Source organism: Streptomyces sp. NBC_00659 (assembly GCF_036226925.1).
Taxonomy (GTDB): domain Bacteria; phylum Actinomycetota; class Actinomycetes; order Streptomycetales; family Streptomycetaceae; genus Streptomyces.
The window spans coordinates 2378928-2401919 of sequence record NZ_CP109031.1 but is presented as its reverse complement, the minus strand read 5'-3'; the positions used below and the strand labels follow the sequence as shown (position 1 = coordinate 2401919).

The window sequence follows — 22992 nt, the reverse complement described above, 5'->3', positions numbered from 1 at the left end:
TGGGCGGTCTCCTGCCATGAGAGCGGACGCGCGCGCCCGAGTCCAGAGGCGCACGGGCGCATTCTCGCCAGAAGCAGTGGAATGGGGCGATTCGGGTGACATCACCGCGTCCGGGCAGCCGGTCCCGGCCGGATCCCGCACCCAGCCTCGTCTCGTCAGGCGGGCGCCGCACACCGGCGCCCCGGGGCTGACTACGCTGGTGTGACACGTCGTGCACACAGATCAGTGAGGAGCATCACCGTGGCGGTACGAGCGGTCCGGGGCGCCGTCCAACTGGAACGGGACGAGGCCGCCCACATGGACGAGCAGGTCAGCGAGCTGCTCACCGCCGTCCTGGAGCGCAACGCGCTCACCACGGACGACCTGATCAGCATCTGGTTCACCGCGACACCCGATCTGCACAGCGACTTCCCGGCCGCGGCGGCGCGCAAGCTCGGCATCGTCGACGTCCCGCTGATCTGCGCGCAGGAACTGGACATCGAGGGCGCGATGCCCCGGGTGGTCCGTGTTCTCGCCCACATCGAGTCCGACCGGCCGCGCGCCGAGGTCGTGCACGTCTACCTGGGCGCCGCGGGCGCGCTCCGCAAGGACATCGCCCAGTGAGGACCGCGCTCGTCATCGGAACCGGGCTGATCGGCACGTCCGCGGCCCTCGCGCTCGCCTCCCGCGGCGTCGTCGTCCACCTCGCCGACCACGACCCGGAGCAGGCCCGTACGGCGGCCGCGCTGGGCGCCGGCACGGACGAGGCACCCGAGGGGCCCGTCGACCTCGCGATCGTCGCCGCACCGCCGGCGCACGTCGCCGCGACCCTCGCGGACGCCATGCGGCGCGGTCTCGCCCGCGGCTATCTCGACGTCGCCAGCGTCAAGGGCGGTCCCCGCCGCGAGCTGGAGGCGCTCGGCCTCGACCTCACCCCGTACATCGGCACGCACCCCATGTCGGGCCGCGAGAAGTCCGGTCCGCTGGCCGCGAGCGGCGACCTCTTCGAGGGCCGGCCCTGGGTGCTCACCCCGACCCGGGACACGGACACCGAGGTCCTGAACCTCGCCCTGGAACTGGTGTCGCACTGCCGTGCCGTGCCCGTCGTCATGGACGCGGACGCCCACGACCGCGCCGTGGCGCTCGTCTCGCACATGCCCCACCTGGTCTCCAGCATGGTCGCCGCGCGCCTGGAGCACGCGGAGGAGACGGCGGTACGGCTCTGCGGGCAGGGCATCCGCGATGTGACGCGGATCGCCGCCTCCGACCCCCGGATGTGGATCGACATCCTCTCCGCGAACCCGGGCCCCGTCGCCGACCTCCTCGCGGACGTCTCCGCCGACCTCGGCGAGACGGTCCAGGCCCTGCGTGCCCTCCAGTCCTCCGACGAGGCCAAGCGCCGCCAGGGCGCCACGGGCATCGAGGACGTCCTGCGGCGCGGCAACGCGGGCCAGGTCCGTGTCCCCGGCAAGCACGGCTCCGCGCCGCGTGCCTACGAGGTCGTGGCCGTTCTCATCGACGACCAGCCCGGTCAGCTCGCCCGCATCTTCGCCGACGCGGGGATGGCCGGCGTCAACATCGAGGACGTACGCATCGAGCACGCGACCGGTCAGCAGGCCGGTCTGGTGCAGCTGATGGTGGAGCCGAAGGCGGTGCCGGTGCTCGGCGCGGCACTGCGGGAGCGGGGCTGGGCGCTGCGCCAGTGAGACGGCCGCCGGAAAGGGCCGGCGATACCGCCGCCGGGAAGGGCCAGTAATACGGGGTCCGCGGGGCCGGTAACCTTGTGCGGGGCGCGATCGCGTCCCGCAGAGACCTCCACCTCGCACCAGGAAGGTGTTCCCACCGTGGACAACGGCGCCGCCCGTACCGCTCCGGCTGTGATTGTCGCCATCGACGGCCCCTCCGGCACGGGCAAGTCGAGCACCTCGAAGGCCGTGGCCGCGAAGCTCGGTCTGAGCTACCTGGACACCGGGGCGCAGTACCGCGCCATCACGTGGTGGATGGTCAGCAACGACATCGACGTCACGGACCCCTCCGCGATCGCCGCCGCCGCGGGCAAGCCGGAGATCGTCTCCGGCACCGACCCGGCCGAGCCGACCATCACGGTCGACGGGGCCGACGTCGCCGGCCCGATCCGTACGCAGGAGGTCACCTCCAAGGTCAGCGCGGTCAGCGCCGTCCCCGAGGTGCGTGCCCGGATCACCGAGCTGCAGCGCACCCTCGCCGGGTCCGCGCCCGCCGGCATAGTGGTCGAGGGCCGCGACATCGGCACCACCGTGCTGCCCGACGCCGACCTGAAGATCTTCCTCACCGCCTCCCCGGAGGCGCGTGCCGCCCGGCGCAGCGGTGAGCTGAAGGGCGCGGACATCGACGCGACCCGTGAGGCGCTGGTCAAGCGGGACGCGGCCGACTCCAGCCGCAAGACCTCCCCCCTCGCCAAGGCGGACGACGCGGTCGAGGTGGACACCTCCGACCTCACGCTCCAGCAGGTCATCGAGTGCGTCGTCACCCTCGTCGAGGAGAAGCGGGACGCCAAGTGACCGCACCCTCCGCGAGACGTGCCGAGGTCGGGCGCCGGATCGGCGTCGGCCTGATGTACGGGCTGTGGAAGCCGCGCGTGCTCGGCGCCTGGAAGGTCCCCGCGACCGGCCCGGCGATCCTGGCCGTGAACCACTCCCACAACATCGACGGGCCGATGGTCATGGGCGTCGCGCCCAGGCCCACACACTTCCTGATCAAGAAGGAAGCGTTCGTCGGCCCGCTCGACCCGTTCCTGCTCGGCATCGGCCAGCTGAAGGTCGACCGGGAGATCGCCGACCGCGCCGCCATCACCGACGCCCTCGGCGTTCTGGCGTCCGGCGGAGTCCTCGGGATCTTTCCCGAGGGCACCCGGGGCGAGGGCGACTTCGCCTCGCTGCGGGCCGGGCTCGCGTACTTCGCGGTGCGCAGCGGAGCCCCGATCGTCCCGGTGGCGGTGCTGGGAAGCTCCGAGCGGGCCAGCCGGCTGACCAAGGCGCTGCCCCCGCTGCGCAGCAGGGTCGACGTCGTCTTCGGCGACCCCTTCGAAGCGGGCGACGGCAGCGGCCGGCGCACGCGACAGGCGCTGGACGAGGCCACCGGCCGGATCCAGAAGCAGCTCAGCGCCCACCTGGACGAGGCCATGCGTCTGACCGGACGCCGGGAAAACGCCGGGCGCCCCGCCGGGCGTTAGGCGACACTTAGTAGTGGATCACCCGGTTACGGGTGATCCACCGATCACCACGAATGAACGACGAGGTACGGACTTCATGAACGACCACATCCAGCCCGACGGCTCGGCGGAACACGAGCACGGGGCACTTGGCGATGCCGAGTACGCGGAGTTCATGGAGCTCGCCGCGGAAGAGGGCTTCGACATCCATGACGTCGAGGGCGCGATCGAGGAGGCGGGCCACGGCCCGCTGCCCGTCCTCGCCGTCGTCGGCCGCCCGAACGTCGGCAAGTCGACCCTGGTGAACCGCATCATCGGCCGCCGCGAGGCCGTCGTCGAGGACAAGCCCGGTGTCACCCGCGACCGCGTGACCTACGAGGCCGAGTGGGCGGGCCGCCGCTTCAAGCTCGTCGACACCGGCGGCTGGGAGCAGGACGTCCTCGGCATCGACGCGTCCGTCGCCGCGCAGGCGGAGTACGCGATCGAGGCCGCCGACGCGGTCGTGTTCGTCGTCGACGCCAAGGTCGGCGCGACCGACACCGACGAGGCGGTCGTACGCCTTCTCCGCAAGGCCGGCAAGCCCGTCATCCTGTGCGCCAACAAGGTCGACGGCATGAGCGGCGAGTCCGACGCCTCGTACCTCTGGGCCCTCGGTCTCGGCGAGCCGCACCCGGTCTCCGCGCTGCACGGCCGCGGCACCGGCGACATGCTCGACGCCGTCCTGGAGGCGCTGCCCGAGGCCCCGGCGCAGACCTTCGGCACCGCGGTGGGCGGCCCCCGCCGCATCGCCCTCATCGGCCGCCCGAACGTCGGCAAGTCCTCCCTGCTGAACAAGGTGGCGAACGAGGACCGCGTGGTCGTCAACGAGGTCGCGGGCACCACCCGTGACCCGGTCGACGAGCTCATCGAACTCGGCGGCATCACCTGGAAGTTCGTCGACACGGCGGGCATCCGCAAGCGTGTCCACCTCCAGCAGGGCGCGGACTACTACGCCTCGCTGCGCACCGCCGCCGCCGTCGAGAAGGCGGAGGTCGCGGTCATCCTGATCGACGCGTCCGAGACCATCTCCGTGCAGGACCAGCGCATCGTCACCATGGCGGTCGACGCGGGCCGCGCCATCGTCCTCGCCTTCAACAAGTGGGACACCCTCGACGAGGAGCGCCGCTACTACCTGGAGCGGGAGATCGAGACCGAGCTCGCCCAGGTGGCCTGGGCGCCCCGGGTGAACGTCTCGGCCCGTACCGGCCGTCACATGGAGAAGCTCGTCCCGGCGATCGAGACGGCTCTGGACGGCTGGGAGACCCGCGTTCCGACCGGCCGTCTGAACGCCTTCCTCGGCGAGCTGGTCGCCGCGCATCCGCACCCGGTCCGCGGCGGCAAGCAGCCGCGCATCCTGTTCGGCACGCAGGCGGGCACCAAGCCTCCGCGGTTCGTGCTCTTCGCCTCCGGCTTCATCGAGCACGGCTACCGCCGCTTCATCGAGCGCCGGCTGCGTGAGGAGTTCAGCTTCGCGGGCACGCCGATCCACATCTCGGTGCGGGTGCGCGAGAAGCGCGGTGCCAACAAGAAGAAGTAACGCCCACGGGCGAAGCGTGAGGGGCGGCTCCCCGGGGGAGCCGCCCCTCACGCGTCACCGCTCATGGATCCCGCCGCTCACAGCCCCCTGCGCGGGGCGGGCGGGAGCGCGGCCGGGATGTGATGCATCCCCGTGCCGTGCTGGCGCGCGCCCGGCTGCCAGACGGCCGTCGTCGCCGTGGTGTGCCCGTGCTGTGCGGTGATCTGCCGGGCGGTCTGCGCTCCCGCGCTGTACGAGCTGTACGTGCCCGACGAGCTGAACGAGTTCGGACCGCGCCCGAGGATCCCGAAGGCCTTGAACTCCAGGTTCTCCTCACCGTGACGGTCGCCGGGCAGGGTCCTGAACGCTCTGATCCACTCGGCGTGGAGCGCGTCGTAGATCGGCGTGGCTGATGAGCTGCCCTGATGAGGGTCCTGCACCGGTCGCGACGCCGGCACCTCTCTGCTCGAACGGAGGGGGGAGCCGGAGGGAAGGACCGGCTGGAAGGGCCGGTGGCCGGGGACGTCGTAGGTGTGCACGTACGTGCCAACGACCCCACCGCCCAACGGATGCGGCCGGAGCGGTCATTTCGCGGGCCGTCCGGAGTGAGCGGCGCGCGCGGGGGCGCGGGGAACCGCACGGGCACCCCTGAGTGGCCGGCGTCGGCCACCCGCCCGTGGTTCCCCGCCCCGTCCCGCTCTGTCGGCTGTCCCGCCGTCCTCAGATACCGGCGAGCGGCATCGTCGCCGCGACCAGCTTGCCGTTGGCGGCCGCCTTGTCGAGCGCGTCGCGCAGCAGGTCCTCCCGAGGCTGACGGCCGATCGAGCCGACCGGCGCCGCGAACAGGAGCACCTGCTGGAGCTTGTTCGCGGCGGCGCGCCAGCTGTCGGTGACCTGGAGCGCCTGGTGGGCCTGCCACCAGGCGACGGGCGAGCCGCCGCCGGTGCCCGGCTGGAGGACGGCGTGCAGCTGGCCCGCCGCGAGCAGCACGGACCAGCCGTGCAGGACCGGCGGCACCGAGTTCAGCTCGATCGCGGGCATGAAGCCCTGCTCGATCAGCAGGGGCAGGAAGTCGTCGCCGATATCGGTCGATCCGGGTCGCACGATCGGGCCGGTCGGCTCGACGACGAGTGCCGGGTGCAGCTCGCCGTTGATCAGGACGAGTCCGCTGGTGACGCCGAGCACGGCCTGCTCGGGGGCGGGGGCGTGGGCGGTGGGCGCGCCGTCGGGGTGGATCGAGCGGACGGCGCCCTGGAGTTGGTCCTCGGTGACCTGCACGACCTGCGAGGGCAGGCAGGTGGCGTGGGCGAAGGCGAGGACGGCGGTCTCGTCGCCGATGAACAGGACGGTGCTGGTGCGCTCCTGTTCCGAGTCGCCCGGGGTGCGGCACGACGTGCAGTCGTAACTGCCGGGGGCGTTCTCTCCGGCGAGCAGCCGGTCGGCTTCTTCGTCGCCGATCTCGGCGCGTACGTCGTCGCTGACGTCGAGCATGCGCGGCACGGTGGCTCCTCGGGATGCGGTGCGTGGCGGTGCCGGGTGGCTCCCGGCCCATGAACCGGGGGTTCCCGGCTCATGAAGATGTCAACGGGTGATCTGTGGCCGGAGTCACGCCCGAGGGCGAACGGAATCGAACCATCCGACGCCCAGCGTGAAGACGCCCCCGGAATCGGTTACTCCCAGTCAACTTCCGGAAGTACGGCGGAAGTTGAATGGGTGAAGTGGGTCACAGATCACAAGAGGCGAGGGTCGACAAATCCGGAAATCACCCAATGAAACGGGTGGCCGAAAATCGATGATACCCGCGGTAACCGCTAACTGGCCTCGAATGACAAGGAGTTGGTTGATATCGGGGCGCCGGGGTCCATAGATTCCTTCGCCGTGTGCAACGAGCACCGCTCGGGAACGTCCGCCGGCCGATCCGCTTCGGATCACAGCACGCCGCCGGTGGACGGGTCGGAGCGCGAGGGCCGCGTCCTACGCGCAGGTCACCGCGTCCCGTCCTGGGGGACCCCGGGTGTTTCGAGAGGGAAATACATGTCCGCATGTGCCGATAGCACTCACGAGAACGGTCACAAGGTTCGTACGGCGAACAGGACACGTACGACGGCGGTCCTCGCCGGGGCGGCACTGCTCGCCCCGCTCGGACTGCTCGCCGCGACCGGCGACGCCGCCGCGGCCGACAGTGGAGTGTGGGACCGCATCGCCCAGTGCGAGAGCGGCGGCAACTGGCACATCAACACCGGCAACGGCTACTACGGGGGGCTCCAGTTCTCCGCGGGCACCTGGCGCGCCTACGGCGGCACGGCGTACGCGCCGACCGCCGACCAGGCTTCCAGGAGCGCGCAGATAGCCGTCGCGACCAAGGTCCAGAGCGCACAGGGATGGGGTGCCTGGCCCACCTGCTCGGCCCGCGCCGGGGCCTACGGGAACGCGCCCGGCTCCTCGGGTTCCGGGCAGGCCGCCGGATCCGCGAGCACCGGGTCGGCCTCGAAGCCGGCGCACGAGTCGGCTCGGAAGTCCGCCCCGGCGAAGCGGGATGCGGCGAAGACGCCGGCCCGTACGCCGGGCCACGTCGGCCGCGGCTCGTCCCGCGGCGACTACACCGTCCGCGAAGGCGACACCCTGAGTGCCATCGCCGCGCGGCACGGGACCACCTGGCGGAAGATCTACGCCGCCAACGAGTCCGTCATCGGCGGTGATCCCGACCTGATCGTGCCCGGCCAGCGGCTCGACATCTGAGCCACGCTCCCCCTCGTGCCGGGCACAGGGGTCTGCCGTTCGGATCAGGTGGCGCCGAGGCGCGGTGCACTGCCCCGCGTCCCGCCGCGTGATCCGGGCGACAGACCCTGGGCCCCGCCCGGTCCTCCGACCGGGTGGGGCCCTGGGCGCGCCGGGCGCCGGCTGGGCGGGCGAGCGGGACGCGCTGCTTAGCGTGGCCCGATGTCCTTCATGCCGACCAGGCGGATTCCGCCCAGCACCCGCATCGCGTCCCGGCTGCCGAACGGACGTGCGCGGTACGCGGCCGTGGTCGCCGCCGTACTGGCCGCCCTCGTTCCCTGCGACGCGGACGCCGCGGCGCCGCCCCCGCTCCCGGGCCCCGGTTCCGTCCGGGGTGCCTCCGACTGCGCGAACGACGAGTGGCCCTGGACCTGTCTCGCCGAGTGCGAGAGCGGCGGCCGCTGGCACGCCAACACCGGGAACGGCTACTACGGCGGGCTCCAGTTCTGGCAGCCCACCTGGGTCCGCTTCGGCGGGCTCGCCTACGCTCCCCGCGCCGATCTCGCCACCCGCGCCCAGCAGATCAAGGTCGCCAAGAAGGTGCTGGCCGTCCAGGGCTGGGGTGCCTGGCCCGCCTGTTCCCGGTCGTACGGACTCCAGGGTCCCTTCCACGTGGTGAAGACCGGCGAGACGCTCGCGTCGATCGCCCGCAAGTACCGCGTGACGGGCGGCTGGCAGACGCTCTACAACGCCAACAAGAAGAAGATCGGCGGCAGCCCCGACCGGCTGGCCAAGGGCGTCCAGCTCGTCATCCCGAAGGCGGCGGGCGCCTCCCGTACCGGGGGTCCCGCCCTGTTCGGCCCGCCCCTGAACCCGGCGGCCCACCGATCCGCGCCGCCGTCTCGGTGGCCTCTCCGCTGAACACGACCGCGCCACGGCGCAGTTCGTGGACGTACGTCGTCCGGCCCGCCCGCTCCCGCAGAGCCTGCGGCAGCCGCTGCTCGGCGATCACCACGCACGCGTCGAGAGCGCCCAGCAGCGCGTACGTCCGGGCCGCGACCGCCGGCGACATGCCCTGCGCGGGTTCGTCGGCGAGCACCACGCGCGCGCGGGCCGACAGGGCGCGGGAGAGGGCCAGCATGCGCTGTTCGCCGCCGGAGAGGGTGCCCGCCCGGCGGGGGAGGAGCGGTTCCAGCGGCGGGTAGGCCTCCAGCGCGGCCGCGAGGCCGGCCGCCCCGAGTTCCAGGTTCTCGCGGACGGTCAGGGAGCCGAACACCGCCCGGCGCTCCGGGACGAGGCACAGTCCGCGCCGGGCCCGCTCGAACGCGGGCAGGCGCGTCACGTCGGCGCCGTCCCAGACGACGGCGCCGGCCGCCAGCGGCACGGTCCCGGCGAGGGCGCGCAGCGCGGTCGTACGGCCGGAGCCGTTGCGGCCCAGCAGTACGGTGAGGCCGGGGCCGGGGGCGGCCAGACTCACGCCGTGCAGGGCCTCCAGGGGGCCGTAGCGTACGCGCGCGCCGCGCAGGGCGATGCTCATCCGCCGGGCCTCGTGTCCAGGACGCGGTCGGCGGGCCCCGAGGCGACGATCCGTCCGGCAGCCATGACGTGCACGGTGTGCGCCAGGTCGGCGACCAGATCGAGATCGTGCTCGACGACCAGGAGGGCCATGCCGTCCGCGGCCAGCGCCCGCAGCACCCGGGCCAGCGCGGCCACCTCGCCGGTGTCGAGCCCGGCCGCGGGCTCGTCGAGCAGCAGCACCCGGGGGTTCCCGGCGAGCGCCCGGGCCAGTTCGACGCGCCGGAGTGTCCCGGTGGGCAGCCCCGCCGCGGGCAGTGACCGCACCGGCCCGTCGAGCCCGAGCAGCCGCAGCGCCCGCTCCGCCGCCCCAGGATCCGCGGTCCGGCCCTGCTCGGCGCCCACGCGCACGTTCTCGGCCACGGTCAGCGACGGGAAGACCGCCAGCTGCTGGAAGGTCCGTGCGATCCCCAGCCGCGTCCGCGCGTGCGCCGCGAGCCGTGTGATGTCCCGCCCTCCGAGCAGCACCTGTCCGCCCGAGGGGCGCAGCGTGCCCGCGAGACAGTGGAACAGGGTGCTCTTCCCGGCCCCGTTGGGCCCCACGACCGCGGTGACCCGGCCAGGCGGGACGTCGAGAGTCGCCCCGTCGAGCGCGGTGAACCCGCCATAGGCGACGCGGAGCCGACGGGTGGCCAGCGGTCGCGTGTCCGCCCCGGCCCGCCGGGCAGCTCCGGCGACCGTCCGCCGTACCGGCTCCGTCCCGGCGACCGCCCGCCTTCCCGCGCCGGACCTGCCCGCGGACGCGGCCCTTGCGGCGGGCCCCGGGCGCGGCCCGGGTTCCTGGCCGGCGTCGGACGGTGCGGTGGGTTCCGGGTGCGGTCCGGCTTGTCGGCCGGTGTCGCTGGGTGCCGGGTGGCCCGGGCCCTGTCCGGCTTCTCGGCGCGGGTCGGTTCGGGTGGCAGGTCCCGGGCGTCGTGCGGCTTTCGGGCTGATGCCGGCCGGTGCTGCCGGACCTCGGCGGGGCCCGGGTTCCCCGCCGGTGCCGGTCACCGCGGTCGCCGCAGCCGCGCCCTCCGCCGCCACGGCCGCCATGGCGCCCTTCGTCGGTACGGCCTCCGGGCCCGCCGGAGGCCCGAGTGCTTCGAGGCGGTCCCTGCCGACGGTGCGCAGGTGTCGGCGGACCCTGACGCCCCGGGGCGTCAGGGTCGCCCGGGGGCGGAGCCGGAACCGGGACGCCGCCGTGCGCAGGGCCTCGTACGGGCCCTCGGGGAAGCGGCCGACGAGGACGGCGAGGAGGCCGATCAGCGCGGCCGCCACCCCGCCCCGGGCCCCCGCGTCGAGCCCGACCAGCAGAGCCGCGGCGACGAGCGCGCCGAGGACACTGTCGGCGCCGAGCACGACGACCGCCGCGAACCAGAGCAGACTGCGGACCGGGTCGTACTGGGTGGCGTCGAAGGCACGCAGCCCCATGCCGAGCATGCCGCCGCCCAGCGCGGCCAGTGCGGCCCCCGCGACGAACGCGGTCAGTTTCAGTTCCGGGACACGGACGCCCGCCGCCGAGGCGCCCGCCTCGTGGTCCCGCATCGCGGCCAGGGCCCGGCCCGTCCGGCCCCGGCGCAGCGTGTGCGCGGCGAGCAGGGCGGCGGCCAGCAGGACGAGTTCGAGTACGTAGTACGCGCGGTCGCCGCCGAATCCGGCCGGGCGGTCCAGGGACAGACCGGACACCGCGTACGGCTGAGCGAAGACGAACCGGCTGACGCCCACGCCCACCGCGAAGGTGGCCACCGCGAGCGCCAGACCGTGCCGTCCGATGGCCGGCCAGCCGGTCAGCACACCGAGCGGGGCCACCAGCAGCACGGCCACCGCCAGCGCGGCCAGCTCGGGCAGCCGGGGCAGCCCCGGGAACCGGCCCGCGGCCAGCAGCGCCGTGAACAGGGCGCCCAGACCGGCGTACGCGGCCTGCCCCAGCGAGATCTGGCCACCGCGGCCGGTGACCACGACCAGCGACAGCAGGACGACACCGAGCGCGGGCACCTGCACCGACGTGCGCAGGTCCGAGCCCGCGAATCCCAGAGGCAGCAGGAACAGCACGACGGCCACGGCCCAGGCCCCGGGCGGTGTCGGCACGCGGACCGCCGCCTGGCGCGGGAGCGCGTCACGGGTGCCGATACCGGGCAGGACGAGCGCGGCGACGAGCAGCGCGACCACGAAGAGGTTGGCGCCGACCGCCTGGAGCAGCGGCTCCGCCCAGCCCGTGGGATGCAGCCGGGTCAGCTGACTCTGGGCCACCCCGATACCGAGCGCGACCACGATCGCCACCGGGAGGCTGCGCATCCGGGCCGCCACCGCGACCGCCATCACCTCGATGACGAGCAGCGGCAGGCCGTACGGGTCCAGCCGCACGTACGGCGCGAGGAGCACGCCCGTCAGGCCCGCCGTGAACGAGCCGAAGGCCCAGCCCGCCGCGGCCACCCGGTCCGCGTCGATACCGCCGAGCACCGCGAGCGGGCGGTCGTCGACGACCGCCCGCAGCTCCGTGCCGAAGCGGGTCCAGCGCGTCACCGCGCCCACACCCGCGGCCAGTGCGACGGCCACCGCGAGCTGCCCCCACGGATCCGCCGACACCAGCGTCGGCGCGTCCGCCCGCGCGCCGGTGCCCCACACGAGCGCAGCCCCGCCGACCAGAAGCACGAAGACCCCGATGCTCGCGACCAGGGTCTGCGCCGGGTCGCCGCCGAGGAGGGACAGCGGCCGGAACACGAAGCGCTCCAGGGCCATCCCGATGGCAGGGGCCACCACCAGCAGGGTCACCGACGCGCCGAGCGCGAGCGGCCAGCCCCACTCGACCGTGAACTGGCGCAGCAGATACGCGCACACCATCGCGATCGCGCCGTGCGCGAAGTTGAGCACACCGGTGGCGCGGTAGGTGACGATCAGCCCGATCCCGGTGAGCGCCGCGGCACCGCCGATCGACAGACCGGCAAGGGTGAGGTCGTACGTCAGCGAGGACATCGGCGAGGACCTCAGTCGTCGGGACCGGCGGAGGGACGCTCGGGGGCGGTCGGGCCATCGGGCGTGGACGGGCGATCGAGAGCGGCCGGCCGTTCGGCGAGGGGCGGGCCCGCGGCGGCGGGGGAGGGGGAGGGCGGCTCGGCGGTGGAGGCGTCGTCCTCGGCGTCGGGCTCGCAGATCGGGCACGGTCCCAGGTCCCCGCTCGCGAGGACGCGCGAGTCGGCCGGCAGTGCCTCCGGCTTCCCGGCGACCAGCGGGCAGTCCGCGCGGTGGTACAGGGTGCCGCCGGGCACCATGAGGAGGTCGCCGCTGACGGCCAGGGGCCCGGCCGCCGCCGGCCCCGGCTCCTCGGCGTCGGCGGCCCCGGCGGCCACCAGCAGCCCGTACAGCTCCTCGACGCGCGCCGCCGCCGAGGCGTTCCGGCCCTGGGCGAGCAGCACCGCGCCGGCGATGATCAGCGCGGCACCGGGCACCGTGCAGGAGGCGAGGTAGGGCAGCTGACGTTCCGCGTACCGCTCACCCGAGATGCCGTACCAGCCGATGACGCACAGCACCGCGCCGGCGGCCAGCGCGGCCCAGCCGGCCCACTGGACGGGGTGCACGCTCCGCAGTCGAGCTGTCCGCATCCGGACTCCCACACGTCGGGTATCTGTCCATGTCAGCCGATGGCTTGCACTATGCCTTCTGGAAGCTGACCCTGAAAGCACCGGGCGCTTCCGGCCCGGACCGACACCCGGTGGTGAGCCAGATGGTTCTCGGGAGCGACCTCAGGCGGGGGAACGTCGGGGGAGTGGCGGTGGCGGCGGTACTCGTCCTCGCCGCGGCCCTCACGGCGTGCAGCGACGACAGCGGCGGCGGAGGTTCCGCCTCGCCCACACCCTCGGTGGACCGGTCCACCGGCGTGCCGTCCGCCACGGCTCCGGCCGACCCGGCGGCGGCCCAGCAGGAGATCAGGCAGAACTGGGAGAAGTTCTTCGACCCGGCCGTCTCCGCGAAGGAGAAGCAGGCAGTCCTGCAGAACGGCGACCAGATGGCGCCGCTGCTCCAGGGCTTCAACGGCGACCAGCGCGGCCAGCAGGTGAAGGCGAACGTGGAGAAGATCGAGTTCACCTCGCCGACCGGGGCGGACGTGACCTACACGCTGACCCTGAACGGCGCCACCGCCCTGCCGAACGCCTCCGGGACGGCCGTCGAGCAGAACGGCACCTGGAAGGTCTCCGTCAAGACGCTCTGCGCGCTGGTGCAGCTGAGCGGCAACGGGTCGTCGAGTCCCGTCCCGGGCTGCTGATCAGCGGTGCGGCGCACAGCGACGGGCGCCGCCGTCGCGGGCCTGCTGCTCCTGCTCGGCACGGCCTGCGGCAGCCGGCTCCCCGAGAGCGACTTCGAGAACCGCGCCACGCCCACGCCCCGGGAATCCGCCGCGCCGATCCGCGTCGGCATCATCAGCAGCGCCACCAGCCCCGTCGGCGCCTCCGCGTTCACGGGACCGCGTGACGGGGCGAAGGCCTGGTTCGACCGGCTCGACGCCCGGGGCGGCATCGGCGGACGGCCGGTCGAGGTGAGGCTCTGCGACGACGGCGGCAGCGGCGTCGGCAACAGCGCCTGCGTGCAACGGCTGATCGAACAGGACAAGGTCGTCGCCCTCGTCGCGACGACCGCGTTCGACTACGCGGGCGCCTCCCAGGTGTCCCGCGCGGGCGTGCCCGACATCGGCGGCCAGCCCATCGGCGCCGCGTACGACACCTACCCGCACCTGTACGGGATCTACGGCAGCCTCGCGCCGCGCGACGGCACGCCCGGCTGGAACGGCGAGCTCTACGGCGGCACCGAGGTCTACCGCTACTTCAAGCGCGTCCACGGCGCCCGCACGGCCGCCGTCGTCTCCTACAACCAGTCCGCCTCCGCCGCCTACGCCCGGCTGGTCACCGAGGGGCTCAGGGCCGAGGGCTACCGGGTCGTCACCGAACAGGTCGACTTCGCGCTGCCCGACTTCCGGGCCGCCGCGGCCGACCTGAAGGCGCAGGGTGTCGACCTCGTCTTCGACGCCGTCGACACCCACGGAAACGCCCAGCTGTGCAAGGCCATGGACGCTGTCGGCGCCCACGTCACCGCCAAGGTGACCAACGTCCAGAACTGGACGTCCACCGTGCCCGAGGACTACAAGGACGCGCCGCGCTGCCGCAACGCGCTGTGGGCCACGGGGTCGAGCCGGAACTACGAGGACACGGACGACGGCGCCGTACGGGCGTTCCGCGACGCGACCAAGGCCCTGCCGACCCGTTCCCAGTGGCAGCTCGAGGGCTGGGCGGCGGCGCGGTGGTTCACGGACGCGGCGAAGTCCTGCGTCCGGACGGGCATCACCCGGGCGTGCGTCGACGCGTTCATGAACCGGGGCACGCCCTACACCGCGGGCGGGCTGCTGCTCCCCGTCACCTACGAGCGCCTGGCCGAGCCGCCCGGAACGCGTCGGACGTGCCTCTCGGTGGCCCGCTGGCGCGACGGCAGGGGCTGGGTCACCCAGGGCGACATGAACACGAACTGCTTCGACGTACCGCAGATCGCCTACCGGCCCTGAAGAACGTCCCAGCGCCAAGAACGTCCCAGCGCTTGCGGACAGTATCTGTCCGCAAGCGCTGGCAGACTCGGCGGCATGTTGGAGACATCCGCACGACTGCTGCGCCTGCTCTCACTGCTCCAGGCCCACCGCGAGTGGTCGGGCGCGGATCTCGCCGGGCGGCTGGGCGTCACCGCGCGCACCGTCCGCCGTGACGTGGAGCGGCTGCGCGAGCTGGGCTATCCCGTCAACGCCAGCCCGGGTACGGGCGGCGGTTACCAGCTCGGCGCCGGGGCCGAGCTGCCGCCGCTGCTCCTGGACGACGACGAGGCCGTCGCGGTGGCCGTAGGGCTGCGCACGGCGGCCGGGCAGGGCATCGAGGGCATCGGCGAGTCCTCCGTCCGCGCGCTCGCCAAGCTGGAACAGGTCCTGCCGAGCCGCCTGCGGCGCAGGGTCGGCGCGCTGAACGCCTTCACCGTGCCGATGCTGCGCGGTCCGGGGACCTCCGCCGTCGACCCCGCCGTCCTCACCGAACTGGCCAACGCCTGCCGTGACAGCGAGCGGCTGCGCTTCGAGTACCGCGATCACGGGGGCTCCGCGACGCGCCGTACCGTCGAGCCGTACCGGCTGGTGTGCACCGAGCACCGCTGGTACCTGGTCGCCTGGGACGTCGACCGCGACGACTGGCGTACGTTCCGGGCCGACCGCATCACGCCCAGGCCGCCGCACGGGCCGCGCTTCACGCCCCGTACGCCACCGGCCGAGAATCTGGCCGAGTACGTCTCCAAGGGCGTCTCCACCGGCGCCTACGCGACGAACGCCGTCGTCCGGCTGCTGGTGCCGCTGGAGCAGGCCGCCGCGCGGATCTCACCCTCGGCCGGGACCCTGGAGGCCTTGGGGAAGGACAGCTGCCTCCTGCGCACCGGGGCGCCGAGCCTCGATGTCATGGTCATCCACGTGATGATGACGGGCTTCGAGTTCGAGATCCTGGAGCCCGCCGAACTCGGCGACGCGATGAGGGCGGCCCGGGACCGGTTGTCCCGGGCGCTGGAGAGGCCGGGACCGGTGGTCCCGGGCGCTGGAGAGACAGGGCCCCGAGAAGCCGGTGCCTGAGCGGCCGGGGCCCGGGAAGCCAGGGCCTGAGACCGGGTCCCGAGGGGGCGCCGGTCACGGTCCGGGTGCCGTGGCGGAAGTCCCGGGTGCCGGCCGAGGAACGTGCGGGGGTTCTGTGATCGAAGCGTGCATTTCCTATGCGGCGTCAGCTTCCGCGGAGCGTGCCGTAATCGGAGCCGACCGGATAGGGAAATCCGCCGCCGGGCACGGGCCGACCCCCGCTCCGGCCATTTCGCCGGGTTATTCGGGACGTCCGGACGACGACTCAGAATTACGTTCGAAGGCGTGCGGAACACCGAAGGAACCCTTCATACGGGAGATCGAGTTCGGCGAAACACGTGTCGTGATCCTGTGACAGAAGTGTGACCGGCGGGGGACAGGTGACGCTTCGTCGCCGATCGGGCTTCCACCACCAGGGCGTGCCGCCTAACGTGGCGGTCATGGCACCCATTCCCCCCTCTCACGCAGAGCCGCAGGACAGTCCGGAGAGCTATGTCGGGATGGAGGTGAGCAGGGCGCGGGAGCGTGCGCAGGAGCAAGGCTGGCCGACGGTCCGCACGTTGCCCCACGGCGCGATCATCACCATGGAGTACCTGGTGGGGCGGCTCAACTTCGAGGTCACGGACGGCACGGTGACGCGCTGCTGGAAGGGCTGAGCGCCCCGCCCCGGCGGACCGCGGCCCGTTCGGCCGGCGGCGTGCCGAGCGCGGCCGAGTGCCGCGCCACGACGTGTGAAGGCCCCCGGCTCGACGAGCCGGGGGCCTTCACTGTGCGGGGAGAGGCTGTGCGTACCGGCCCCGCAGTTCTCAGCCGCCCGTCAGCGGGCGGGCCGTCGCGGCGGCCGCGCGCGCCGGACGGTCCGGGTGGGGCGGGCGGTCCGGGTGCGCCGGACGGCGACTGCCCGCCGGTGTCACCGGGGTGCGTTCCGAGCGGGCGGTGTGCGGGCCCGGCGCCAGGTGGGCGGGGGATCTGGGCGGACGGGAGGCGACGGCCCCGCGGGCCGGCATCTCGCTGTCCACCGCGACGGCCTGCGGGGACAGGACCGGTGCGGGGACCGGAGAGGGGGCCGGCGCGGGCACGGTACGGCCGCGACGGGTGCGGGTGCGCCACAGATCGCGAAGTGCGAAGATCCCGGCCTCGGAGCGCGCGATCAGCGGCTCGCACCAGGGCAGCGCCAGCAGGATCAGCAGACCCGCGGCCCAGCCCAGCAGGACATCGCTCAGCCAGTGCGTACCCAGGTAGACGGTGGTGAGGCCGACGCCCAGCGAGACCACGGCGGACAGCGCCGAGAGCCAGCGTCTGGCTCTCGGGGTCGACGCCAGATAGGCCAGGATTCCCCAGGTCACGACGGCGTTGGCGGTGTGGCCCGACGGAAATATATCGCCGCCCAGGCCCATCTCGTTCGAGCCGATGGTGATGGCGTAGTGCGGGCCGAGACGGCCCATGCCGAGCTTGGCCGCGCCGACCGTGAGGTTGAGCAGCAGCAGGGACGCGCCCAGGGTGAGCAGCGGGCGCAGTGTGTGCTGGCGCCAGGAGCGCCAGCCCAGCCACGCGGCGACCATCACCGCGGTGGGGCCGCGCTGGCCGAGCACCACGTAGTAGTCCAGGAACGCGTGGATCTCCGGCCACTGCTGGTAGGGCCGGAAGAACATGACCTGCCAGTCGAACCGGACCAGCCACGACGTGATCGCCACGGCCCACACGATCGCCAGGTAGAAGGCCAGGGTCGCCGCGAAGAGGACAACCCTGTGCCGACTCATCTTCGGCACATCGATGTGGGCCGGTCGTTCCGGCTCACGGTCCAGCCGGGCGAAGACCCGGTCCAGACGGGTGAGGTTTCGTTCGGTACGCACTCAATCGACGTTACAGCGAGTGAGCTGCGTTCCAGGCCGATTCACTCGGTTTGTGATGACGATGTGATGTGGGATTCCTCTCAGGATCATGTTCATTTCCAATGAATCGCTAATCCCGTGACCACGGAGCCTTCAATTCCATTGGTCTCCGAGGGTCTTCGATTTTATGGCACTTTTATATTCGTTCACCGGGTGATGGTGTGGAATTCGCCGCCCGCTCACCGGTCCCGCGCGGGGTGTCGCCGGGCGGGTCAGGGAGGTCCTGAGCCGTTCAGCCAGAAGGCCCCGTACGCCGCCGAGGCCACCGCGACGCCCCCGACGACCAGTGCCGACCTGGAGGTACGCAGCCTCGCCAGGGCCCTGGCGAGAGGGAACAGGAGCGGGAAGGCGGGGAGCAGCAGGCGCGGCTTCGAGCCGAAGTAGCTCGACGCGCACAGGGCGAGCGCGACGACGATCCCCGTGTAGACCAGGAGGGCCGGCGGCTGCCCCTGGCGCACGCATGTCACGTAGAGCGACAGGACGAGCACGACTCCGGCGATCAGGGCGGCACCGGCCAGGGCGGACGGGAACGAGGTGAACTTCTCGGCCACGAAGCGCCCGAAGGCGTAACCGCCGTCGAAGCCGTTGCGCCACCCCGCCTGGACGTCGAGATAGCCGAGCGGGCCCCTGCCCGTGCGCCGGCCCACCCACAGCACGTAACCGGCGGCGCCCAGCGGCGCGATGATCATGGCGAGGGCGCGCCGCCACGGACGCGCGCCGTCCGTCCGGGGCATGCTTCCGCCGCGCCGGTGTTCTCCCACGAACGAGCTAATCGCCGCCACCCACAGGGCCGCGACCACGGCGACTCCCACCGGCCGGGTCAGCCCGGCGAACGCGGCGAGCAGCCCGGCGGTCAGCCAGCGGCCGGTCAGCACCGCGTACAGCGACCACGCGGCGAGCGCGGTGAACAGTGACTCGCTGTACGCCATCGACTGCACGACGCCGACGGGCAGGACCGCCCACACCAGCGCCGCGCACACCCCGGCCCGCCGGCCGTGGACGTGGTCGGCGACCGCGAAGATCCCCCAGGCCGCGGCGAGCGAGGCCACCGCGGCGACCAGCAGCCCGGCGTCCGCGTACGACAGCGGTGTCACCGCATGGACGATCCGCTCCAGCCAGGGCAGCAGCGGGAAGAACGCGAGATTCGCGTGCACGTCACCGTTCGGGAGGCGGACCTCGTAGCCGTAGCCGAGCTCGGCGACCCTCGTGTACCAGAGCGAGTCCCAGCGCCCCGACAGCAGCCGGTGGGCGCTCTCGCCTCTCGCCGCGCTCCACACGGCGAGCGTGACGAGGCCCAGGGCGCGCACCGCCGCGTAACCGAGGAGCGCGGGTGCGGCTCGGCGCAGGGCGCTCCCGCGGGGCATCGGGGCGGGACTCTCCGGATCGGTCACGGGCCCGATTATCGGCGGACCGCGGAACCGGCAGGCCGCACGGGGCGTGACGACGTGCGGGCGGCGTGGCGTACGCCACACACCCCGCCGACGAACGTGAGAGGTCCGCCACGTGTCACGGGCGAGAACTCGCGTACGCTGACGGCTCACTCGCCTTTGTTGCGTGGGCCCGGGACTCCGCTCTCCGGGCCGCAACCCCAGGGAGTCCCCACCCTGCGGATCCGCAGAACGCGAGGGAACCTCTGGAGGTACGTACATGTCCGGGACGACCACGGCCGCTGCGCGATGCCGTCGGGAGACCGGAGCCGGTGCCAACCGCTGGGTCGTCCTCGTCGTCCTGTGCGTCAGCCTGCTGCTCGTTGCCATCGACGCCACCGTTCTCCATGTCGCGGTGCCCGCCGTCACCGAGGACCTGAAGCCCGGCGCGATGGAACTGCTCTGGATCGTCGACATCTATCCGCTCGTCTGCGCCTCGCTCCTCATCCTCTTCGGCACGCTCGGTGACCGGATCGGCAGACGACGGGTCCTCCTCCTCGGTTACGCCCTCTTCGGAGTCGCCTCCGGCATCGCGGCCTTCTCCGGGAACGCGCAGCTTCTGATAGGCGCCCGCGCCCTGCTCGGCATCGGCGGCGCCATGATCATGCCCGCCACGCTGTCGATCCTGCGCGAGGTCTTCCCCGACCGCCGCGAACGGGCGCTCGCGATCGGCATCTGGAGCGCCGTCGCCGCCGTCGGAGCGGCGGTCGGACCGCTCCTCGGCGGCTTCCTCCTCGAACACTTCTGGTGGGGATCGGTCTTCCTCGTCAACATTCCGCTGATGATCATCAGCCTGCCGGTCGGACGGCTGCTGCTGCCCGAGTCCCACGGCGACCGCGACGGTCCCTGGGACGTCGTCGGGGCGCTCATGGCCGCCGCCGGCCTGTTCGGACTCGTCCTCGGCGTGAAGCGTCTCGGCGGCGGCGAGGCGCCCTTCAGCCCCTTCACCCTCGTGCCGCTGCTCGTCGGCGCCGTGCTGATGGCCGTCTTCGTACGGCGGCAGCGGCGGCGCGCGCATCCCCTGGTCGACCTGCGCATGTTCGCGCGTCCCGCCTTCAGCACGTCGGTGGGGTGCATCGTCCTCGCCATGCTCGCCCTGGTGGGCCTGGAACTGATCGCCGCGCAGTACCTCCAGCTCGTACTCGGCCTGTCGCCCCTGCAGACCGGGCTGCGGCTGCTGCCGCTCACCATCGCGGCGATGGCCGCCGGTCTCGCCGGGGCGAAGCTGCTGCGCAGGTTCGGGCCGCGCGCGATGGTCTCCTTCGGGTTCTGTCTCACCGCGGCGGCCGTCGTCACGCTCACCGCGATGGGCGGGAACGACAACGCCACGCTGCTGCTCTTCGGCTTCGTGCTGCTGGGCTTCGGCCTGGAGACCACGCTCTTCGGGGCGTACGAGTCCATGCTCAGCGAGGCGCCGCAGGCGCAGTCGGGCGGCGCCGCGGCGATCGGCGAGACCTCGTACCAGCTCGGCGCGGGGATAGGGATCGCGCTGCTGGGGAGCGTGATGAACGCGGCGTACACGCCAGGGCTGTCGTCCGTCCCCGGGGTCCCGGCGGCCGATTCGGCGGCGGCGGGACACTCGCTGGGCGAGGCGTACCAGGTCGCCGACCGGCTCGGCGGCACGTCCGGCGGTGCCCTGCGGCAGGCCGCCAGGGACTCCTTCGTGCACGGACTGCACGTGACCCTGCTGGTGAGCGCCGGCCTGTTGCTGCTCGGCGCGGTGATGGCGCTGCGGCTGCCGCGGGTCATGGAGTGCGGCACCGCCGCGATTGCGGCTCCCGCCTCGGACGTCGTCGCCGTCCCGGCCTCCGCGCCGGGCCCCGCCGGTATTCCGGTGGCGCCGGGCCCGACCGGTATTCCGGTTCCCCGTGACGCCGCCGGGACCGCCGAGAGCCGCGTCTCCGCTTAGGTTCCCCGGTCCGCTCCTGGGCAGGGCCTCCGGCTCGCGAGCCGGTGCCGCACCCGCGAGCCGGAAGCCCTGGTCGCCCCGCGTCGCCCACTGGGCAGGCCGGCCGGGCGCCGGGCTCCCGGGTGCTGTGAGCAAGTGCCCTGGACTTGCGGGACACTGCGTCGTAACGTCGGGCCGAGATCCTTAACTAGCGGTGCTAGTTGTCACCCTGCCGGAGGCTGTCGTATGTCCGCGTCCTCGAAGCTGCCGCCCTTCGACCCCGCCGACCCGCTCGGGATCGACGACCTGCTGGACGCGGAGGAGCTGGCCGTCCGCGACACCGTGCGGAGCTGGGCCGCGGACCGGGTGCTGCCGTACGTAGCCGACTGGTACGAGAAGGGCGAGCTGCCCGGCATCCGGGAACTGGCGCGGGAGCTGGGCGGGATCGGCGCCCTCGGCATGTCGCTCCAGGGGTACGGGTGCGCGGGGGCCAGCGCCGTGCAGTACGGCCTCGCCTGCCTGGAGCTCGAAGCGGCCGACTCCGGGATCCGTTCGCTCGTCTCGGTTCAGGGCTCCCTGGCCATGTACGCCATCCACCGGTTCGGCAGCGAGGAGCAGAAGCGGGCCTGGCTGCCGGGCATGGCCTCCGGCGAGATCATCGGGTGCTTCGGGCTGACCGAGCCCGACCACGGCTCCGACCCCGCCTCCATGCGGACGCACGCCAAGCGCGACGGCGGGGACTGGATCCTGAACGGGCGCAAGATGTGGATCACCAACGGTTCCGTCGCCGGTGTCGCCGTCGTCTGGGCGCAGACCGACGACGGCATCCGCGGATTCGTCGTGCCCACCGACGCGCCCGGCTTCTCCGCCCCCGAGATCAAGCACAAGTGGTCCCTGCGGGCGAGCGTGACCAGCGAGCTCGTCCTCGACGACGTGCGGCTGCCGGCCGACGCCGTCCTGCCCGACGTCGTCGGCCTCAAGGGCCCGCTCGGCTGCCTCTCGCACGCGCGGTACGGGATCGTGTGGGGCGCCATGGGCGCGGCGCGGTCCAGTTTCGAGTCCGCCCTCGCGTACGCGAGGACGCGTGAGCAGTTCGGGCGCCCCATCGGCGGCTTCCAGCTCACCCAGGCCAAACTCGCCGACATGGCCCTCGAACTGCACAAGGGGATCCTGCTCGCCCATCACCTGGGCCGCCGCATGGACGCGGGACGGCTCCGCCCCGAGCAGATCAGCTTCGGCAAGCTCAACAACGTACGCGAGGCCATCGAGATCTGCCGTACCTCGCGCACGATCCTCGGTGCCAACGGGATCTCGCTGGAATACCCCGTGATGCGGCACGCCACGAACCTGGAGTCGGTGCTCACCTACGAGGGCACCGTCGAGATGCATCAGCTCGTGCTGGGCAAGGCGCTCACCGGGCTCGACGCCTTCCGGTGACGGTCCCGCGTGTGAAGCACCGGCCGGGCAGGGCCGGTGAGCGGCCCTGCCTCAGCTCTGGTTGAAGAAACCGTCCGTCTGACGGCCCGCGGCGTCGCCGCTGACGATCTCCGTATGCGCGGGGGTCAGCAGGAAGACCCGGGTCGCCACCCGCTCGATGGTGCCGCGCAGACCGAAGGTCAGGCCGGCCGCGAAGTCCACCACGCGCTTGGCGTCGGCGGCCTCCATGGACGTGAGGTTGATGATGACCGGGACGCCGTCCCGGAAGAGTTCGCCGATACCGCGTGCGTCCCGGAAGCTGTCCGGGGTGACCGTGCCGATCCGGCGGCCCTTCTCCTCCGCCGTCTCGGAAGCAACCTTCACGCGAGGGTCGGTGACCCAGGCGTTGCCGGAGTCCTGACCCTCGGCGTAGTCGTCGTCGTAGTAACGCTCGTCATCGTTGTCGTCGACGAGGCCAAGCCAGGCACTCGCCTTGCGCACCGATCCCATGGACGCCTCCTCTCACAGCGGTCTTTCGTGCTTCCGCATCCCCATGGTCGTCCATGATGCGGATGTCGCGCCAAGTGGATAGACGCCGCGTGGGGGTTTCGTGACGGTACTGGTGCACAGCGAATCCGTCGAGAGCCCGCGCCCCCCAAGGGTCGTACGGGGTAAGGCTGCTGACTGAGAGTGAAATATGATTTCTCGCGGCGACCGGGTGACGAGCGGGGCG

20 protein-coding genes and 1 pseudogene are annotated in these 22992 nt (G+C 72.8%); 13 read left to right on the top strand and 8 right to left on the bottom strand.

What is annotated here, in order from left to right; all coding sequences use genetic code 11:
• The first annotated feature begins 240 nt into the window (after nt 1-240).
• The 5 genes from aroH (at nt 241) to der (ending at nt 4745) form a co-directional block, all read left to right on the top strand.
• On the top strand, nt 241-603 hold the full coding sequence (aroH, locus tag OG410_RS10360) for a chorismate mutase (protein ID WP_329298850.1): 363 nt from the start codon (nt 241-243) through the stop codon (nt 601-603).
• The gene (locus OG410_RS10355; protein WP_329298849.1) at nt 600-1685 is read left to right on the top strand and encodes a prephenate dehydrogenase; all 1086 of its coding nucleotides are present in this window, start codon (nt 600-602) and stop codon (nt 1683-1685) included. Before aroH ends, OG410_RS10355 begins: the two co-directional genes overlap by 4 nt.
• A gap of 138 nt (nt 1686-1823) precedes the next feature.
• Nucleotides 1824-2519, top strand: coding sequence for a (d)CMP kinase (gene cmk, locus OG410_RS10350; RefSeq protein ID WP_329298848.1), 696 nt, complete (start codon nt 1824-1826; stop codon nt 2517-2519).
• Nucleotides 2477-3190, top strand: a complete 714-nt coding sequence (locus tag OG410_RS10345) for a lysophospholipid acyltransferase family protein (RefSeq protein ID WP_329298847.1) — start codon at nt 2477-2479, stop codon at nt 3188-3190. Before cmk ends, OG410_RS10345 begins: the two co-directional genes overlap by 43 nt.
• A 76-nt stretch (nt 3191-3266) precedes the next feature.
• Nucleotides 3267-4745 carry a ribosome biogenesis GTPase Der gene (gene der, locus OG410_RS10340; RefSeq protein WP_329298846.1) on the top strand — a complete coding sequence of 493 codons (1479 nt, stop codon included), beginning with the start codon at nt 3267-3269 and terminating at the stop codon, nt 4743-4745.
• Nucleotides 4746-4822: 77 nt separating this feature from the next.
• Here the strand turns inward: der and OG410_RS10335 are convergent, their stop codons facing one another.
• Both OG410_RS10335 and OG410_RS10330 read right to left on the bottom strand, forming a co-directional pair.
• Complete coding sequence (locus OG410_RS10335) at nt 4823-5164, bottom strand: hypothetical protein (RefSeq protein WP_329298845.1); 342 nt, start codon at nt 5162-5164, stop codon at nt 4823-4825.
• A 280-nt stretch (nt 5165-5444) separates the two neighbouring features.
• A complete protein-coding gene (locus OG410_RS10330) occupies nt 5445-6224 on the bottom strand; it encodes a hypothetical protein (protein WP_329298844.1) in 780 nt (259 codons plus the stop codon).
• A gap of 534 nt (nt 6225-6758) precedes the next feature.
• On the opposite strand from OG410_RS10330, the gene OG410_RS10325 reads away from it, so the two are divergent.
• Both OG410_RS10325 and OG410_RS10320 read left to right on the top strand, forming a co-directional pair.
• Entirely contained in the window at nt 6759-7463 is a 705-nt protein-coding gene (locus OG410_RS10325; protein ID WP_329298843.1) for a transglycosylase family protein, read from the top strand.
• 201 nt (nt 7464-7664) lie between these two features.
• Nucleotides 7665-8363: a LysM peptidoglycan-binding domain-containing protein gene (locus OG410_RS10320; protein WP_329298842.1), complete on the top strand. Its 699-nt coding sequence runs from the start codon at nt 7665-7667 to the stop codon at nt 8361-8363.
• On the opposite strand, the gene OG410_RS10315 is transcribed toward OG410_RS10320, so the two are convergent.
• From OG410_RS10315 to OG410_RS10305, 3 genes and pseudogenes are all read right to left on the bottom strand, one after another.
• Nucleotides 8251-8979: an ATP-binding cassette domain-containing protein gene (locus OG410_RS10315; RefSeq protein WP_329298841.1), complete on the bottom strand. Its 729-nt coding sequence runs from the start codon at nt 8977-8979 to the stop codon at nt 8251-8253. The two genes, OG410_RS10320 and OG410_RS10315, sit on opposite strands and share 113 nt — an antisense overlap.
• Nucleotides 8976-11969, bottom strand: a complete 2994-nt coding sequence (locus OG410_RS10310) for an ABC transporter permease subunit (RefSeq protein WP_329298840.1) — start codon at nt 11967-11969, stop codon at nt 8976-8978. The genes OG410_RS10315 and OG410_RS10310 overlap by 4 nt, the downstream gene beginning before the upstream one ends.
• A 152-nt stretch (nt 11970-12121) precedes the next feature.
• Nucleotides 12122-12595 (bottom strand): annotated as a pseudogene (locus tag OG410_RS10305) (hypothetical protein); the annotation flags it as partial.
• Nucleotides 12596-12717: 122 nt separating this feature from the next.
• Between OG410_RS10305 and OG410_RS10300 the strand changes: the two are divergent.
• From OG410_RS10300 to OG410_RS10285, 4 genes are all read left to right on the top strand, one after another.
• Nucleotides 12718-13257, top strand: coding sequence for a hypothetical protein (locus tag OG410_RS10300; RefSeq protein WP_329298839.1), 540 nt, complete (start codon nt 12718-12720; stop codon nt 13255-13257).
• Between the two features lie 6 nt (nt 13258-13263).
• Nucleotides 13264-14544 carry an ABC transporter substrate-binding protein gene (locus tag OG410_RS10295; protein ID WP_329298838.1) on the top strand — a complete coding sequence of 427 codons (1281 nt, stop codon included), beginning with the start codon at nt 13264-13266 and terminating at the stop codon, nt 14542-14544.
• Nucleotides 14545-14619: 75 nt separating this feature from the next.
• Nucleotides 14620-15636, top strand: coding sequence for a helix-turn-helix transcriptional regulator (locus OG410_RS10290; RefSeq protein ID WP_443063734.1), 1017 nt, complete (start codon nt 14620-14622; stop codon nt 15634-15636).
• A 440-nt stretch (nt 15637-16076) separates the two neighbouring features.
• Nucleotides 16077-16292 carry a proteinase inhibitor I78 gene (locus OG410_RS10285; protein WP_329298837.1) on the top strand — a complete coding sequence of 72 codons (216 nt, stop codon included), beginning with the start codon at nt 16077-16079 and terminating at the stop codon, nt 16290-16292.
• A gap of 150 nt (nt 16293-16442) precedes the next feature.
• Here OG410_RS10285 and OG410_RS10280 read toward each other — a convergent pair whose 3' ends face one another.
• Nucleotides 16443-17489, bottom strand: a complete 1047-nt coding sequence (locus OG410_RS10280; protein WP_329298836.1) for a phosphatase PAP2 family protein — start codon at nt 17487-17489, stop codon at nt 16443-16445.
• Nucleotides 17490-17740: 251 nt separating this feature from the next.
• On the bottom strand, nt 17741-18892 hold the full coding sequence (locus tag OG410_RS10275) for a glycosyltransferase family 39 protein (protein WP_329304078.1): 1152 nt from the start codon (nt 18890-18892) through the stop codon (nt 17741-17743).
• Nucleotides 18893-19175: 283 nt separating this feature from the next.
• On the opposite strand from OG410_RS10275, the gene OG410_RS10270 reads away from it, so the two are divergent.
• A complete protein-coding gene (locus OG410_RS10270) occupies nt 19176-20864 on the top strand; it encodes an MFS transporter (protein WP_329298835.1) in 1689 nt (562 codons plus the stop codon).
• A gap of 225 nt (nt 20865-21089) precedes the next feature.
• Nucleotides 21090-22280, top strand: a complete 1191-nt coding sequence (locus tag OG410_RS10265) for an acyl-CoA dehydrogenase family protein (protein WP_329298834.1) — start codon at nt 21090-21092, stop codon at nt 22278-22280.
• A gap of 51 nt (nt 22281-22331) precedes the next feature.
• Here the strand turns inward: OG410_RS10265 and OG410_RS10260 are convergent, their stop codons facing one another.
• Nucleotides 22332-22769, bottom strand: a complete 438-nt coding sequence (locus OG410_RS10260) for a cell division protein SepF (protein WP_329298833.1) — start codon at nt 22767-22769, stop codon at nt 22332-22334.
• Nucleotides 22770-22992 lie beyond the last annotated feature (223 nt).

Excerpts from the sequence above, each read along its gene's own strand:
- OG410_RS10310 (WP_329298840.1), bottom strand. The coding sequence starts at position 11,969 with ATGTCCTCGCTGACGTACGACCTCACCCTTGCCGGTCTGTCGATCGGC.
- OG410_RS10270 (WP_329298835.1), top strand. The coding sequence starts at position 19,176 with ATGTCCGGGACGACCACGGCCGCTGCGCGATGCCGTCGGGAGACCGGA.
- OG410_RS10300 (WP_329298839.1), top strand. The coding sequence starts at position 12,718 with ATGGTTCTCGGGAGCGACCTCAGGCGGGGGAACGTCGGGGGAGTGGCG.
- OG410_RS10285 (WP_329298837.1), top strand. The coding sequence starts at position 16,077 with ATGGCACCCATTCCCCCCTCTCACGCAGAGCCGCAGGACAGTCCGGAG.
- OG410_RS10315 (WP_329298841.1), bottom strand. The coding sequence starts at position 8,979 with ATGAGCATCGCCCTGCGCGGCGCGCGCGTACGCTACGGCCCCCTGGAG.
- OG410_RS10265 (WP_329298834.1), top strand. The coding sequence starts at position 21,090 with ATGTCCGCGTCCTCGAAGCTGCCGCCCTTCGACCCCGCCGACCCGCTC.
- der (WP_329298846.1), top strand. The coding sequence starts at position 3,267 with ATGAACGACCACATCCAGCCCGACGGCTCGGCGGAACACGAGCACGGG.
- OG410_RS10275 (WP_329304078.1), bottom strand. The coding sequence starts at position 18,892 with ATGCCCCGCGGGAGCGCCCTGCGCCGAGCCGCACCCGCGCTCCTCGGT.
- OG410_RS10260 (WP_329298833.1), bottom strand. The coding sequence starts at position 22,769 with ATGGGATCGGTGCGCAAGGCGAGTGCCTGGCTTGGCCTCGTCGACGAC.
- OG410_RS10320 (WP_329298842.1), top strand. The coding sequence starts at position 7,665 with ATGTCCTTCATGCCGACCAGGCGGATTCCGCCCAGCACCCGCATCGCG.
- OG410_RS10325 (WP_329298843.1), top strand. The coding sequence starts at position 6,759 with ATGTCCGCATGTGCCGATAGCACTCACGAGAACGGTCACAAGGTTCGT.
- OG410_RS10290 (WP_443063734.1), top strand. The coding sequence starts at position 14,620 with ATGTTGGAGACATCCGCACGACTGCTGCGCCTGCTCTCACTGCTCCAG.